Here is a 14,039-nt window from a genome sequence, read left to right as displayed (position 1 = left end):
GGCAATGCCACTCGCAGTTTCGCTACGGCGACAGGATCAACGGCCGGAACTCGATGCCGGCGCGGGTGCGGACGCGGCCGGGGCCGGCTGTACCTCGTGTTTCTCGATCAGGGTGAACACCGGCTTCTCCCAGCTGCCGCTGACGCGGTAGCGCGCGCTGGCCGCCTTGTTGAGGCCCTTGCCGAGCAGCCCCTGCACGGCGAAGCCGGCGGCAGCGCCGACCGGCCCGGCGACCACCGCACCGACCACCGGCAGGCTGTTGCCCAGGTGGGGCACCACGTAGACCTGCTGGTCGTAGTCGCGCGCGCGCAGGCCGGTGCGGCCGCGGATGTCGATGTCGGCGGCGGGGCCGAGGATCTTCAGGTTGTCGGTGGTGGCGTTGCCGCCGCCGAAACGGAAGTCGCCGCGGATCGAATCGAAAGCCAGCCCCTTGCCGAACACGTCACCGAAATCCAGCGTCAGCCGACGCGGCAGCTCGGCCACCGAAACCAGCCCGAACAGCCGTCCCACCCCGGGCCCAACCTCGAGGATGCGCCCGTGGCTGACGTCGACGGCGAGGCTGCCGTCCATCGTCGCCAGGGCGAGCGAGCTGGGCGCTCCCGGCCAGGTGGCGTCCAGCACGGCGTGCGTCTTGCCGCCGTTGAACAGTCCCTGGTAGCCGAAGGCGTTGAGCATGCTGCCTAAGTCCTGCGCGGAGAAATCGATGCGCATGTGGGTATGGCTGTCCTGCGCGTTGCCGTTCCAGTCCCCGCTGGCGTTGAGCTGCACGCTGCGCGACAGCGAGCGCAACTGGTCGATGCGCATGCCCTTGTCCGTCGGCCAGGTTTCCAGCCGCGCCTCGCCCAGCCTGGCGGTGCCCAGGCGCATGTCGCCCACCCACAGGTGCAGCGGCGGCAGGGCGGCCGGGTCGATGCCGGTGGCCGCGGGGTTGGCCGGCTCCTTCGCTGCCGCCTGGGCCTGGGCGGGCGCCGCCGCAGACTCCGCCGGCGCCGGCGGTGCTGCCTTGACCTCCGCCCCGCCGGCCGGCGGGGCGGCGCCCTGCGGCCAGTAGAGCCGCTGCAGGCGCGCCGTGATGCCGCGCTTGCGCAGGTCCGTCGAAGGCACGCCGACGTGGCCTGCCATCGCCTGACTGTCCACGTCGATGCCGAGCACGTCGGCCTGGGGCGTGGCCTGGATGCGCATGCCGGCGAATTCGTGTTCGAACACCAGCGCGCGGTCGGCACTGACGTCCAGGCTCTCCAGCCCCGGCCCTTCCCCGGCGCTGCCGGCCACTGCGTGTTGCACCCAGCCGGAGAGATCCAGCACGGAGGCATGACCACGGATGCGCAGGCCCTTGTCGGGCAGGCCCTCGGGCGCGGCCTGGCCGAGCCCGATCACTGCCGCGAGCGGCTGCATGTCGCCGGCGGGCAGGCGGAAGCGCGCGCGCATCACGTCGCCGAGCGCGAGGTCGAGGTCGCCCCCCTCCACCGGCACGCCCAATGTGAGGTGCAGCGGCAAGGCCGCGTCGGCAGGCTTGGACAGCGGGGCCGGCAGCGTGAGCGCGGTGCCGGCCAGCGTGCTGTCGGCGCTGAGGGTTTGCAGCAGCGCATCGCCGCTGCCGTGGCGGATGTCGAAGCCCAGCGTGTAGTCGCTGCGTCCCGCCGATGCGGCGCCCAGCCAGTCCAGTTGCGGATAGCCCTGGACCAGCTCGGCGATGCTGTAGCGCCCCTGCAGCCGCGCCGACAGCACGGTGTCGGCGCGGCCGGTGGCGCCGGCGATGGCCAGGTCCAGCGAGGAAGGCTGTCCGCGGAACCCGCCGGTGAGCGGGCCGGCGTGCATGCCGGCCGCGTCGAAGCTGAGCGGGCCGCCGAGCTTGTCCAGCTTGAGCTTCCACTCCGGCGCGTCCACGTCCACGTCCTTGAGCTGCGCGCTGCCGTCCAGCCGCAACGCCGCCACGTCCTTGACCGGCAGCGACAGGTGGAAAGCGAACGCGCCGCTGCCGCCCAGACGCAGTTTGCCGAGCGTATCGGCCTGGCGGCGGGCGATCGGGCTCTGCCGCAGGAACTGCAGCAGGCTCGCGCCGCTGCCGCTGCCCTGCGCGTTGAGATCGAGCACGGCGTCGCCGAAATCCGGAATCAGCGCCACCGCCCGCTCGAGCTTCACGCCGAGCGAACTGCCGCCGCTGGCCTGCACCAGCATGCCGTTGCCCACGAAGCTGGCCTCCGCATCGACACCGTCGGCGTGTGGCCAGCCTTCGCCGTAATCGAGCTCGAGGCCGCTGATCCGCGCATGCGCCTCGAAGCGGCCCTCGTTGTGGTGGAACGGCCAGTCCGCCAGGCTGCCGCGCACGACCAGGTCGCCTTCGTCGATCGTGCCGGCGACCAGCGCGCGGTCGAGCCATTCGATGGCCGTCGGCGGCATCGAGCCGGTGGGCCAGAACAGTTTGGCCGCCGGCACCTGCGCGTGATCGATGTGTGCGTACAGGTCCAGGAACGGCCGGCCGCCGTCGTCGGGCAGCGCGATGGTGCCGCGCGCGCTGCCGCCGAAACCATCGCCTTCGAAGGAAAGCGGATCGACACCGACCTGCCAGGCGCCATCGTCGTGCCAGGCGGCCACGGTGCCGGCCAGGCGCGACAGTACGAAGGGTTTGCGGAAGCTGTGCGACAGGTCGAGCACGGTGGCCTGTGCGGGCAATTCCAGCGCATAGCCCTGCGCATCCCCGCGCAGGCGGCCGTCGAGGTTGCCGATGCCCGGCAGCTTGCCCACCGCGTCGATGCCGGCATGGGCGAAGGTCGCCTCCAGTTGCTCCACGCCACCGGCACGCGACCACCGCAGCGCGGCCTGGCGCAGCAGGGCATGCGGGTGCCCGCCACCGAGCCACGCACCGAGCGCCGGGGCAAGCGAGGGCTTGAGCGCCAGCCACGGCAGCAACGGCGCCAGGTCCAGGTCGCGCACTTCCAGCGCCACGCGCGGACCGGACTCGGCCTGATGCAGCGCCAGCGCCAGCGCGCCGCCGCCGTCGGCGGCGTAGCGCACGTCGTAGCCGTCGGGGCGCTGCGTGATGCCGGCCAGCCCGCGCAGGGCACTCACCCGGGCGGTGCCCGCCGGCCCCTCGACGGCCAGGTCGGCAAGATCCAGGCGCAGCGTGGCGCGCACCACCTTGTGATCCTTCCAGTCCAGCCAGGCGGCCAGGCGACCGGTGCCGCTGCGGGCCGCATAGCCGTCGATCGCCACGTCGCCCATCAGCGCGTGCAAGTCGACCCGGTCGCCGGCCAGCCACAGGCGGCCCGCGCTGCCGTCCTCACGGAAGCTGCCAGCGCCTTGCCATTGGCCGGACGCGCCCTCGCGGCGCAGGATCGCGCCGAAGCGGATGCGGCTGCCCTGGCGGCTCAGCCGCAACTGGTCGGCCAGCAACCGGTAGTGACGGCCGCTGGCCTCGTCGGTGATCGCCAGCTGCAGGTCGCGCAACTGGATGCCCACCGAAACCGGACCCAGCGAGACACCCTGGCGCGAGCCGCCGTCCGGGCCGCCGATGCCGTTGACGTGCCAGCGCCCCTGCGCATCGCGGCCAAGGTCCAGCTCCAGCCCCCGCGCGCGCAGGTTGAGCAGGTGCCGTGAAGGCAGCAGCCAGCCGCCGAAGTCGATCTTCAGTTCGGACTCGGGCAGGCGCAGCGCGCTGCCTCCGGCCGCGCCGGGGCCGACGGTCACATCGCGCATCAGGAACAAGGGACCGGAGGCCTGCCAGCGTCCCTCCATCGAGGCGAAGCTCACCGGCCGCTGCAGGCGCTCGGAGAGCTGCGCGGCCACCCATTGCGGATGGCGCGCCAGCAACGGCAGCAGCAGCTGCGCCAGCGCCACCAGCACGGCCAGCGCCACCACGGCGACGCCGGCCGCCCAGCCAAGAGCACGCAACGGCAGGTGCAGGCGCCTGAGCCCGCGCGCGTTCACCTCGTTTCGCCCCGGCCGAGAGCCCGCCGCTTACAGCAAGACGACATCGAACTGTTCCTGCGAGTAATGCTCTTCCGGCTGGAAGCGTATGCTCTTGGAGATGAACTCCTCCAGTTCGGCGACCGCGGCCGATTCCTCCTCCAGGATGCGCGAGACCACCTTGGGGCTGGCCATCACCAGCAGCTTCTCGGCGTTGAACTGGCGCACGGCGCGGGTGATCTCGCGGAAGATCTCGTAGGTCACCGTCTCGGCGGTCTTCACCGTGCCGCGCCCGCCGCAGGCCGGGCAGGGCTCGCACAGCTGGCGCTCCAGGCTCTCGGTGGTGCGCTTGCGGGTCATTTCGACCAGTCCCAGCGCCGACATCGGGTAGACCGTGGTCTTGGCGTGGTCGCGCGCGAGGCCTTTCTCCAGCATGCGGATCACCTGGCGGCGGTGCTCCTCGTCGCTCATATCGATGAAATCGATGATGATGATGCCGCCCAGGTTGCGCAGCCGCAGCTGGCGCGCCGCCGCCTGCGCCGCCTCCAGGTTGGTGCGGTAGACGGTTTCCTCCAGGTTGCGCGTGCCGAGGTAGCCGCCGGTGTTGACGTCGATCGTGGTCATCGCCTCGGTCTGGTCGACGATCAGGTAGCCGCCGGATTTCAGCGGCACCTCCTTCTTCATCGCGCGCTGGATCTCGTCCTCCACGCCGTAGAGGTCGAAGATCGGCCGCTCGCCGGCATAGTGCTCGATGCGATCGTCCAGGCTGGGCATGAACTTGTGCACGAACTTGACCACTTTCTCGTGCGTCTCGCGCGAATCGACGCGCACCTTCTCGATGTCGTCGGTAAGCATGTCGCGCAGGCTGCGCAGCGGCAGCGAGAGTTCCTCGTAGACGCGCTCGCCCACCTTCGCCCTGGCGATGTTTTCCTGCACCACGCGCCAGACCTTGCTCAGGTAGGTCACGTCGAACGCCAGCGACTCGGCCGACTGGCCTTCCGCGTTGGTGCGCACGATGTAGCCCAGCCGGCCGCCCTCTTCGCCGATCAGGCCGCCGAGTACGTCCTTGAGCCGCGCGCGCTCGGCCTCGTCCTCGATGCGCGCGGAAATGCCCAGCGTCTTGGCATGCGGCAGCAGCACCAGGTAGCGCGAGGGAATCGACAGGTGGGTGGACAGCCGCGCGCCCTTGGTGCCGATCGGGTCCTTGACCACCTGCACCACGATCTCCTGGCCCTCGTGCACCAGCTCGCTGATCGACGGGGTGGTGTGGCCGTTGCCGTGCGCCTCGGCGCCCTCGGGCAGCGGCGGGCGCACGATGTCCGAGGCGTGCAGGAACGCCGCGCGTTCCAGCCCGATCTCCACGAACACCGCCTGCATGCCGGGCATCACCCGCTGCACGCGTCCCTTGTACACGTTGCCCACGTAGCCGCGGCGGGAGGCGCGCTCGACGTGCACTTCCTGCAGCATGCCGTTCTCGACCACGCCCACGCGGGTTTCGCGAGGCGTCACGTTGATCAGGATCTCTTCGCTCACACCCACCCCCGGAAACGTCCGTCTTTATAGCGGGTGGGCGCGCGGACTGTCGATGCGCCGCCGCAGGCTTCACGGGCGCGCCACGGATCCCGTACAGCGTGCTGGGCCAGGAGCTACCCTACTCGCTAGACTTGCCGCCCGCCCGTGCCTGCTCAAGGGACACCCATGAAGCTCCTGCTGGTGGAAGACTCAGAACGCCTGCGCTCGACCCTGCAACACGGGCTGCGCGGCGCCGGCTTCGCGGTCGACGCGGCCGCCGACGGCGTGGAGGCCAAGGGCTTCCTGGCCAGCTACGACTACGAGCTGGTGGTGCTGGACCTGATGCTGCCGCGACTGGACGGCCTGGGCGTGCTGCGCGCCTTGCCGGGCGGCGGGCGGCGGCCGCGAGTGCTGGTGTTGTCGGCGCGCGACCAGGTGGGCGACCGCATCGAGGCGCTCAACGCCGGCGCCGACGATTACCTGGTCAAGCCGTTCGCCTTCGACGAGCTGATGGCCCGCCTGCATGCGCTGGCGCGCCGCCCGCTGCAGGCGCAGCCGGCCGTGCTCAGCCATGGCCCGCTGGCCTGGGACCCGCTGGCCCAGCGTGCCAGCGTGGACGGTCAGCCGCTGGCGCTGACCCCGCGCGAGTTCGCCGTGCTCGGCCTGCTGCTGCGCCACCGCGGTCGCACCTTCACCCGCCAGGAGATCCTCGAGCGCACCGCCGGCAGCGATACCGAGGTGTCCGACCGCAGCGTGGAGGTGCTGGTGTTCGGCCTGCGCCGCAAGCTCGACGCCGCCGGCCTGGTCGGGCTGATCGAGACGCGCCGCGGCGCCGGCTACCTGATCCCGTGAAGCCGCCCTCGCTCGCCGCGCGCATCACCCTGCTGCTGGCGGCCACCAGCCTGGCGGTGCTCGGCGGCGGCGCGCTGGCGATGGACTGGCGCATCGACCGCGCCATGGACGCGCGCTTCCGCGGCAACCTGCTGACCCAGGCGCAGGCGCTGATCACGGTAGTGGAAGTCGAACAGGCCGCAGGCACGCCGCGCAATCCGCCCGCGCTGTTGGCGGGCGAAGGGCGCGTCTATTACGAGCTGCGCTGCGATGGCCTGCCCGTGCTGCATACCACGCCCCCGCCGCCGATCCTCCCGGCCGGTTGGCCGCAAGCGGCCGGAGTGGTTCCGCGCTTTGCCAACCTGCCGCATGCGAAGGGCCGGCTGGGCACCGTGATGTTCGCCTTCCAGGAACCCTCCAACCACGGCCCGCCCACCCGCAATTGCGCCCTGCTGTACGCGCAGGATCGGCACTCCTTCGACCGCCTGCTGACCGCGCTGGATTGGATCCTCGGACTGGGACCGGCGCTGGCCCTGCTGGTCGCGCTGGTGGCCGTGCCGCTGATCGTGCGGCGCGGGCTCCGGCCCGTGCGCGCGCTGGTCGAGCGCATGCGCGTCATCGGTCCGCACGCCCCCGGCCAGCGTCTGCCGGCCAGCGGCACGCGCGAGCTCGACCCGCTGGTGGCGCGCTTCAACGACGTGCTCGCGCGCATGGACGAAGGCCTCGCGCGCGAACGCCAGTTCGCCAGCGGCCTGGCCCACGAGACGCGCACGCGGCTGGCCGAGCTGCGCGCGCTCACCGAAGTGGAAAGCCGCTATCCCAGCGGCCGCAGCCTGCCCGACATCCTGCACGAGGTGGGGACCATCGGCGCCGAACTGGAAGCCACGGTGGCCGCATTGCTGCTGCTCACCCGCCTGCAGTCGGGCCTGGAACGGCCGTGCCTGCAGTCCCTGGCACTGGCGCCGTGGCTGGACCGCCAACTGCAGCGTCACCGCGCGCTGGCCGCCGGGCGCGGCGTGGCGCTCGCGATCGAAGGCACGCCGCCGGCGGAGCTGCACACCGATCCGGCGCTGCTGGAAGTGGCCATAGGCAACCTGCTCGGCAACGCCGCCGCCTATGCCCCCGCCGGCGATACGGTGCGGTTGCGGCTGGAACCGGCGCGGTTGCGTGTCGACAACGCCGCACCGGAGCTGGAGCCGCAGGACCTGGCCAGCTTCGGCCAACGCTTCTGGCGCAAGCAGCCGCCGCACGCCGGCCATGCCGGCCTGGGCCTGGCCCTCGCCCGCGCCGCGGCGGAGGCACTGGGCATGTCGCTGGATTTCGAATTGCGCGACGGGCGGGTGCACGCGACGCTGGCATGGAGGCCGGGCTGAGCGCGCCACCGTGGCTCCGCCTCGGGCGTGGATCGATGGCTTTCCGGTTTTGCTCGTCTTCACGGTCGCAGGAAACAAGCTGCCCGCCCGCACGTATCCCTCACCCGCCCGGCTTCTCCACCGTGCTCCTTACCTCTCGTTCCTCCCATTGCGCCCGCAACCTCGGCAGGCCCTGCGGGTAGTGCTGCTGCACGAAGCTGATGACGCCCTCGCGCACGGAGCAGCGCAGGTCCCAGTTGCTGCTCGAGTCGGCCGAGCTGGCCAGGATGCGCAACTGGATCGCGTGCTCGTTCGCATCGGTTACCTGCAGCACGCACACGCGCCCGTCCCATTGCGGCGCGGCCCTGCACAGGCGTTTGACCTCCTCGCGCAAAGGCTCCAGCGGCACGCGGTAGTCCAGCCAGAGATACACCGTGCCGATCAGCTGCGCGCTGGTACGCGTCCAGTTCTGGAACGGGTTCTCGATGAACCAGTTCAGCGGCACCACCAGCCGCCGCTCGTCCCAGATGCGCACCACCACGTAGGTGCCGGTGATTTCCTCGACACGTCCCCATTCGCCTTCGATGATCACCACGTCGTCCAGCCGGATCGGCTGGGTGATGGCGATCTGCACGCCGGCGATCAGGTTGCTCAGCACCGGCTTAGCCGCCAGGCCTACCGCCAGCCCGGCCAGCCCCGCCGAGGCGAGCAGGCTGGTGCCGATCTCGCGCACGCCCGGAACCATCATCAGGCAGGCGGCCAGGCCGACCAGGATCAGCAGCACGCTGGCCGAGCGCCCGAGCACGCGCGCCTGGGTGAGCACGCGGCGCGCGCGCAGGTTGTCCTTGGTGTCGACCGGGAAGCGGCTGCTGAAGAAGTACTCCACCGCGTTGACGCAGCGCACACCCAGCCAGGTAACCACCGCGACCAGCGCGATCGCCAGCCCCTGGGCCAGGGTCGCAGCCAGGTGCAGGCTGGCCGCTTCCGGCCGCGTGCGCAGGGCCACCACCAGCACCAGCAGCGGCACCAGCCAGCCCATCGGCGCGCGCGCCTGCCTGAGCATCTCGCGCGCCATCGGGTGGCCGTCGCTGAAGCGCCACAGCAGCGCGCGCGCCAGCCGGTGCGCCGCGATCGCGATCAGCAGCGCCACGATCACCGTCACGCCAAGGCGGATCCACGGCTGGTGGTTCCAGAGGTCCAGCAGGTTGTCCGTCATGCGGACCACCCTGCCCGGCTGCGCGTCCACGGCACGTGGTCAGGCCATCGCCGGAAGGTTCAGGCCGCCGCGCGCGTGCCTTAGAGTAGGCCGATGAACACAACGCCCATCCTCCTCGCCTGGAGCGGCGGCAAGGACTGCCTGATGACCCTCGGGCGGCTGCGCGCCGATCCGCAGTGGCAGGTGGTCGCGCTGCTGACCACCGTCAACCGCACCTACGGGCGCATCGCCATGCACGGCGTGCGCCGCGACATCCTGCAGGCGCAGGCCCGGGCGCTGGGCCTTGCGCTGCTGGAAGCGGAGATGGACTGGCCCGGCAGCAACGAGGCCTACGAGGCGGCCCACGAAAACGCGCTTGCCCAGGCGCGCATGCGCTGGCCCGGCATCCGCCATTGCGCGTTCGGCGACCTGTTCCTGCAGGACGTGCGCGACTACCGCGTACGTCAGCTCGGGCGCGCCGGGTGGCGTGCGGTGTTTCCGCTGTGGGGCGAGGACACCGCCGCGCTCTCGCGCCGCTTCGTCGGCGAAGGCCACCGCGCGATGCTTTGCTGCGTGGACACCCAGCAGCTGGACGCCGGCTACTGCGGCCACGCCTACGACGGCGCCCTGCTCGACGGCCTGCCCGCCGGCGTCGATCCCTGCGGCGAACGCGGCGAGTTCCACACCTTGAGCTACGGCGGCCCCTTGTTCGCCCGTGACTTGGCCCTGCGCCGCGGCGAATCGGTGCTGCGCGACGGCCGCTTCCAGTTCACCGATTTCCTGCTCGATGAAGCCCTCGGCTGAAAGGCACGTTCTGCCCGACCTGCTGCGACCGGGTCTGACGCTGGTGTTCTGCGGCACCGCCGCCGGCGAGCGCTCCGCGCGCGAAGGGGCCTACTACGCGCATCCGGGCAACCTGTTCTGGCGGGCGCTTTGCGAGGCGGGCATCACGCCGCGGCGGTTCGCCCCTGCCGAGTTCTCCATCCTGCCCGGGCTCGGCATCGGCCTCACCGACCTTGCCAAGCGCCACAGCGGCAACGATGCCGACCTGCCGCGCGATGCCTTCGACGTGCCCGCGCTGCTCGCCAAGATCGAACGCTATCGACCTCGCCTGCTCGCCTTCACCAGCAAGGCCGCCGCGCGCGCCGCCCTCGGCCGGCCGGTCAGCGCCTACGGTGAGCAGACCGAACGGATCGGCCGCACCCGCGTGTTCGTCCTGCCCTCGCCCTCGGGACAGGCGCGAAGGCACTGGGACATCGGTCCATGGCGCGAACTGGCGCGGCGCATGCGCGAGGGGATAGCCAGGGCCTGCCTCGCCAACGGAAAGCATCGGGAACACGCATGTGGCCCACAGGGACGGACGCTCTTGGCACCAGGCCCGCCGCGCAGGTAGGACTGCTCGCCCAGGCGCAACGGCAGTGCGCCGCATCGAAGAAAGCTAAGCTTTGACCTGTTGCGTCGCTGGCCAACATGGACGCTGACCTTGCGCGTCCATTGGCTTCAATCCACCGGCGTGTGGCGGTAAGCCGCCACGTCGCGCTCCATCACCGCCGGCGCGGCGTTGTTCCAGGCGTGGCGGACGTAGCTGACCACCGCGGCGACGTCCGCATCGCTCAACTGCTGGGCGAACGGCGGCATCGAGTAGGGGCGCGGATGGGTTGCGGTGGAAGGCGCGAAGCCGCCCAGCAGCACGAGGCGGATCGCGTTGATGCCGGTCGGTTCGGTGACCGAGCCGTTGCCGGCCAGCGGCGGATAGACGCCGTTGACACCTTCGCCGTCCTTGCCATGGCAGCCGGCGCATTGCTGCTCGTAGAGCCTGCCGCCGCGGGTGAGCAGCGCCGTCGTGTCCAGCGGACTCTCGACGGTCGCGGGCGCGGGCCGCGGCGGCAGCGAGCGCAGGTAAGTGGCGATGGCGCGCAGGTCGTCCTCGCGCAGGTGCTGGGTGCTTTGCATCACCACGTCGGCCATCGGGCCGAAGGCCGCGCCCTTGCCGGACTGGCCGGTCTTCAGCAGCGACACGATGTCGTCCGCGCTCCAGCCCTCCAGGCCGCCGTGGGCGCGCGTGCTCAGGTCGGGGGCGTACCAGTTCTGCGCGGGAATCTGCCCGCCGGTGAGCGCCTCGCTCTCGCGTGGCAGGCCGCCGAGGTTGTCGCGCGTGACGTGGCACTCGTTGCAGTGGCCCAGTCCCTGCACGAGATAAGCGCCGCGGTTCCACTCGGCCGACTGCTTGGGATCGGGCACGAACCCGCCGGGGCGGAAATACAGCGTGCGCCAGGTGGCCAGGCTCGCTTTCAGGTCGTAGGGAAAACGCAATGAGGGCGCCGCCGTTTCGCTGCGCACCGGCGGCAACGACTTCAGGTAGGCGAACAGCGCGAACGCGTCGTCGCGGCTGACCCGGGTATAAGAGGTGTAGGGAAACGCCGGATAGAGCGCGCGCCCGTCCCGGCCGATGCCTTCGTGCAGCGCGCGCCAGAACGCATCGAAGGACCATCGCCCCAGTCCGGTGGCGTCGTCCGGGGTGAGGTTGGGCGCGGGCACGTCGCCGAAGGGCGTAGCCAGTGCGCGCCCGCCGGCATAGGGCTCGCCGCCCTGGGCGGTGTGGCAGGCGGCACAATCGCCGAGGGTCGCCAGGTAGGCGCCGCGGGCGACCAGTGCAGGATCCTGCAGCCTCGCCTCGGTGGTGGTGGCCGCCGGCAGCGCAGGGTGGTGCTGGGCGGACAGCCACCAGGCGACACCGGCGATCGCCAGCACCAGCACGGCCAGGAACGTGCGCAGCACCCACTTCATCGTGCGGCCTCCGTCGCGCCGAGCACGCCGCAGGCAAGCGGCGGCGTGACCGAACCGGCAGGCTGCGCGTGGGCGCCGGCGGGCACCTCGCGGGTGGCCAGCCAGGCGGACACGGCGGTGATGTCGGCCTCGCTCAGGCGGTTGGCGACGGTCGCCATGCAGTCGGGCGCCACCATAGCGCGCGTATGCGTGCGCCACGAACCCAGCTGCGCACTGATGTAGTCGTAGGGCAAGCCGACCAGGCCGGGGATGTCGGGTTCCACGCCGGTCAGCTGCATACCGTGGCAAGCGGCGCAGGCCGGGATCTTGCGCGTGCCGTCGCCCTGGGTCGCCAAGGCCTCGCCGCGCCGGAGCATCGCATCGGAAATGCGCGGCAGCGGCGAGCGCTCGTAGGGTACCTGTTGAGTGGCGAAGTAGTGCGCGATCTCGTGCGCGTACTCCGGCGAGAGGCCGCGCACCGTGTACTCCATCGGCGCGTACTTGCGCAGGCCGTCCTGGAAATTCCGGATCTGCCGCGCGAGGTAGCCGGACGGCTTGCCGGCCAGGCGCGGAAAGAAGCCGCTCTGGGGCGTGCCCTGGCCCTGTTCGCCGTGGCAGGCGGTGCAGGCGGCGATGCGCTGCTTGAGCGTATCGGGCACGGTCGGCGCATCGGCGGCGCGCACCGCGGTGGTGAACACGGCGGCGGCCAGCAGCGCCGGCGCAAGGCACACGGAGGAAAGCAGGCTCATGGGTGGGATTATAGGTACCGTCCTGCGCGCGGCATGCCCATAAGGCGGGCTATGCTGCACCGGCGCGACACCATGCCGCACCGCACCCATTGCACACCGACTCACCGGAGGCCGCCGTGAAACGATCGCCCGCCCAGCTTGCCCCGTTCCTCACCCTGCTGCTCGCCGCCCCGGCGATGGCCGCTCAACCGGCTTCGCCGCTGGCCTGGGCCTCGATCGACCAGCTGCAGCAGCAGATGGACGCCGGCACGCTGGACAGCCGCACGCTGGCGCGTCAATTCCTCGAGCGCATCGAGCAGATCGACCAGGCCGGCCCCACGCTGCACGCCGTGATCCAGACCAACCCCGATGCGCTCACACTCGCCGCGTCGCTGGATGCCAGCCGCAGCAAGGGCAAGCGCGGACCGCTGTACGGCATCCCGGTGCTGCTCAAGGACAACATCGACACCGGGGACCGCATGCTCACCACCGCCGGCTCGCTGGCGCTGGCCGCCGCGCCGGCACCGCGCGACGCGGGCCTGGTCGAACGGCTGCGCAAGGCCGGCGCGCTGGTGCTGGGCAAGACCAACCTGAGCGAATGGGCCAACTACCGCTCCAACCATGCCAGCAGCGGCTGGAGCGGGCGCGGCGGGCAGACCAGGAATCCCTATGTGCTCGACCGCAACCCGTGCGGGTCGAGCGCAGGCTCCGGCGCGGCGGTGGCGGCAGGCCTGGTGACGGTGGCGATCGGCACCGAGACCGACGGCTCGATCATCTGCCCCGCGGCAAGCAACGGCATCGTCGGCCTCAAGCCCACGCTGGGCCTGGTCAGCCGCAGCGGCATCGTGCCGATCGCGCACAGCCAGGACACCGCCGGCCCGATGGCGCGCAGCGTGGCGGACGCGGCGGCACTGCTCAGCGTGATCGCCGGCAGCGACCCGCGCGATCCGGCCACCGCCGAAGCAGACCGGCATGCGACCGATTACACCCGCTTCCTCGACCCGAACGGCCTCAGGGGCAAGCGCATCGGCGTCGTGCGCCAGCTGGCCGGCGCCGAACCCAACGCCGACCGCGTGCTGGAGCGGGCGATCGCACTGATGAAGGCGCAAGGCGCGGTCATCGTCGATCCGGTTACTGTGCCCCATCTGGGCGACCTGGGCAGGCCGGAGCTCACCGTGCTGTCCTATGAGTTCAAGCACGACATCGACGCCTACCTCGCCACCCGGCCCAACCTGAAGGTGAAGTCGCTGGCCGACCTGATCGCCTTCGACAAGGCCCACGCGGCGCAGGAGATGACCTGGTTCGGCCAGGAGCTGTTCGAGGAAGCGCAGGCGCGCGGCCCGCTCACCGAGCAGAAGTACATCGACGCACAGGCCAAGGCCAAGCGGTTCGCCGGCCCCGAGGGCATCGACGCGGCGCTGGCCAAGGATCATCTGGACGCCTTGCTGGCCCCGTCGTGGGGGCCGGCGTTCGTCACCGATCTGGTGCTCGGCGACCACGTCGTCAGCGGCGATCCGACCGTGGGCGGCGCCTCGCAGCCGGCGGCGGTCGCGGGCTACCCGTCGATCACCGTCCCGGCCGGCTTCGCCCACGACCTGCCGGTGGGCATCGTGCTGTTCGGCGCCAAGTGGAGCGAGCCCAAGCTGATCTCGATCGCCTACGGCTTCGAACAGCACGCCAGGGCGTGGCAGGCGCCGCGCTTCCTCGACACGGTCGGCGGCAAGCCGGTCGCGACCTCGCCCTGACCCC

Annotated in this window: 10 protein-coding genes; 5 read left to right on the top strand and 5 right to left on the bottom strand. The window is 71.4% G+C overall.

Annotated features, from left to right (window positions below):
* Positions 1 to 36: 36 nt before the first annotated feature.
* Together VGU03_RS04935 and rng are read right to left on the bottom strand one after the other, a co-directional pair.
* Positions 37 to 3,927: a YhdP family protein gene (locus VGU03_RS04935; RefSeq protein WP_327479074.1), complete on the bottom strand. Its 3,891-nt coding sequence runs from the start codon at positions 3,925 to 3,927 to the stop codon at positions 37 to 39.
* Between the two features lie 30 nt (positions 3,928 to 3,957).
* Entirely contained in the window at positions 3,958 to 5,439 is a 1,482-nt protein-coding gene (gene rng / locus VGU03_RS04930; RefSeq protein WP_327479073.1) for a ribonuclease G, read from the bottom strand.
* A 165-nt stretch (positions 5,440 to 5,604) separates the two neighbouring features.
* Between rng and VGU03_RS04925 the strand changes: the two genes are divergently transcribed.
* Positions 5,605 to 6,270: a response regulator transcription factor gene (locus VGU03_RS04925; protein ID WP_327479072.1), complete on the top strand. Its 666-nt coding sequence runs from the start codon at positions 5,605 to 5,607 to the stop codon at positions 6,268 to 6,270.
* Entirely contained in the window at positions 6,267 to 7,622 is a 1,356-nt protein-coding gene (locus VGU03_RS04920; protein WP_327479071.1) for an ATP-binding protein, read from the top strand. Before VGU03_RS04925 ends, VGU03_RS04920 begins: the two co-directional genes overlap by 4 nt.
* A 100-nt stretch (positions 7,623 to 7,722) precedes the next feature.
* Here the strand turns inward: VGU03_RS04920 and VGU03_RS04915 are convergent, their stop codons facing one another.
* Positions 7,723 to 8,817: a mechanosensitive ion channel family protein gene (locus tag VGU03_RS04915; protein WP_327479070.1), complete on the bottom strand. Its 1,095-nt coding sequence runs from the start codon at positions 8,815 to 8,817 to the stop codon at positions 7,723 to 7,725.
* Positions 8,818 to 8,910: 93 nt separating this feature from the next.
* Here VGU03_RS04915 and VGU03_RS04910 point away from each other — a divergent pair, with 93 nt between their 5' ends.
* Both VGU03_RS04910 and VGU03_RS04905 read left to right on the top strand, forming a co-directional pair.
* Positions 8,911 to 9,600, top strand: a complete 690-nt coding sequence (locus tag VGU03_RS04910) for an ATP-binding protein (protein WP_327479069.1) — start codon at positions 8,911 to 8,913, stop codon at positions 9,598 to 9,600.
* Entirely contained in the window at positions 9,584 to 10,189 is a 606-nt protein-coding gene (locus tag VGU03_RS04905) for a mismatch-specific DNA-glycosylase (RefSeq protein WP_327479068.1), read from the top strand. The genes VGU03_RS04910 and VGU03_RS04905 overlap by 17 nt, the downstream gene beginning before the upstream one ends.
* A 107-nt stretch (positions 10,190 to 10,296) precedes the next feature.
* Here VGU03_RS04905 and VGU03_RS04900 read toward each other — a convergent pair whose 3' ends face one another.
* Together VGU03_RS04900 and VGU03_RS04895 are read right to left on the bottom strand one after the other, a co-directional pair.
* Complete coding sequence (locus tag VGU03_RS04900; RefSeq protein WP_327479067.1) at positions 10,297 to 11,583, bottom strand: cytochrome c; 1,287 nt, start codon at positions 11,581 to 11,583, stop codon at positions 10,297 to 10,299.
* The gene (locus tag VGU03_RS04895) at positions 11,580 to 12,311 is read right to left on the bottom strand and encodes a c-type cytochrome (RefSeq protein ID WP_327479066.1); all 732 of its coding nucleotides are present in this window, start codon (positions 12,309 to 12,311) and stop codon (positions 11,580 to 11,582) included. The genes VGU03_RS04900 and VGU03_RS04895 overlap by 4 nt, the downstream gene beginning before the upstream one ends.
* Before the next feature lie 176 nt (positions 12,312 to 12,487).
* Between VGU03_RS04895 and VGU03_RS04890 the strand changes: the two genes are divergently transcribed.
* Positions 12,488 to 14,035, top strand: coding sequence for an amidase (locus VGU03_RS04890; RefSeq protein WP_327479508.1), 1,548 nt, complete (start codon positions 12,488 to 12,490; stop codon positions 14,033 to 14,035).
* Positions 14,036 to 14,039: the final 4 nt, after the last annotated feature.

Source organism: Frateuria sp. (assembly GCF_035944355.1).
Lineage (GTDB): Bacteria > Pseudomonadota > Gammaproteobacteria > Xanthomonadales > Rhodanobacteraceae > Frateuria_A.
Note: the sequence above shows the minus strand (reverse complement) of the source record. Positions and strands in the feature narration are given on the sequence as shown.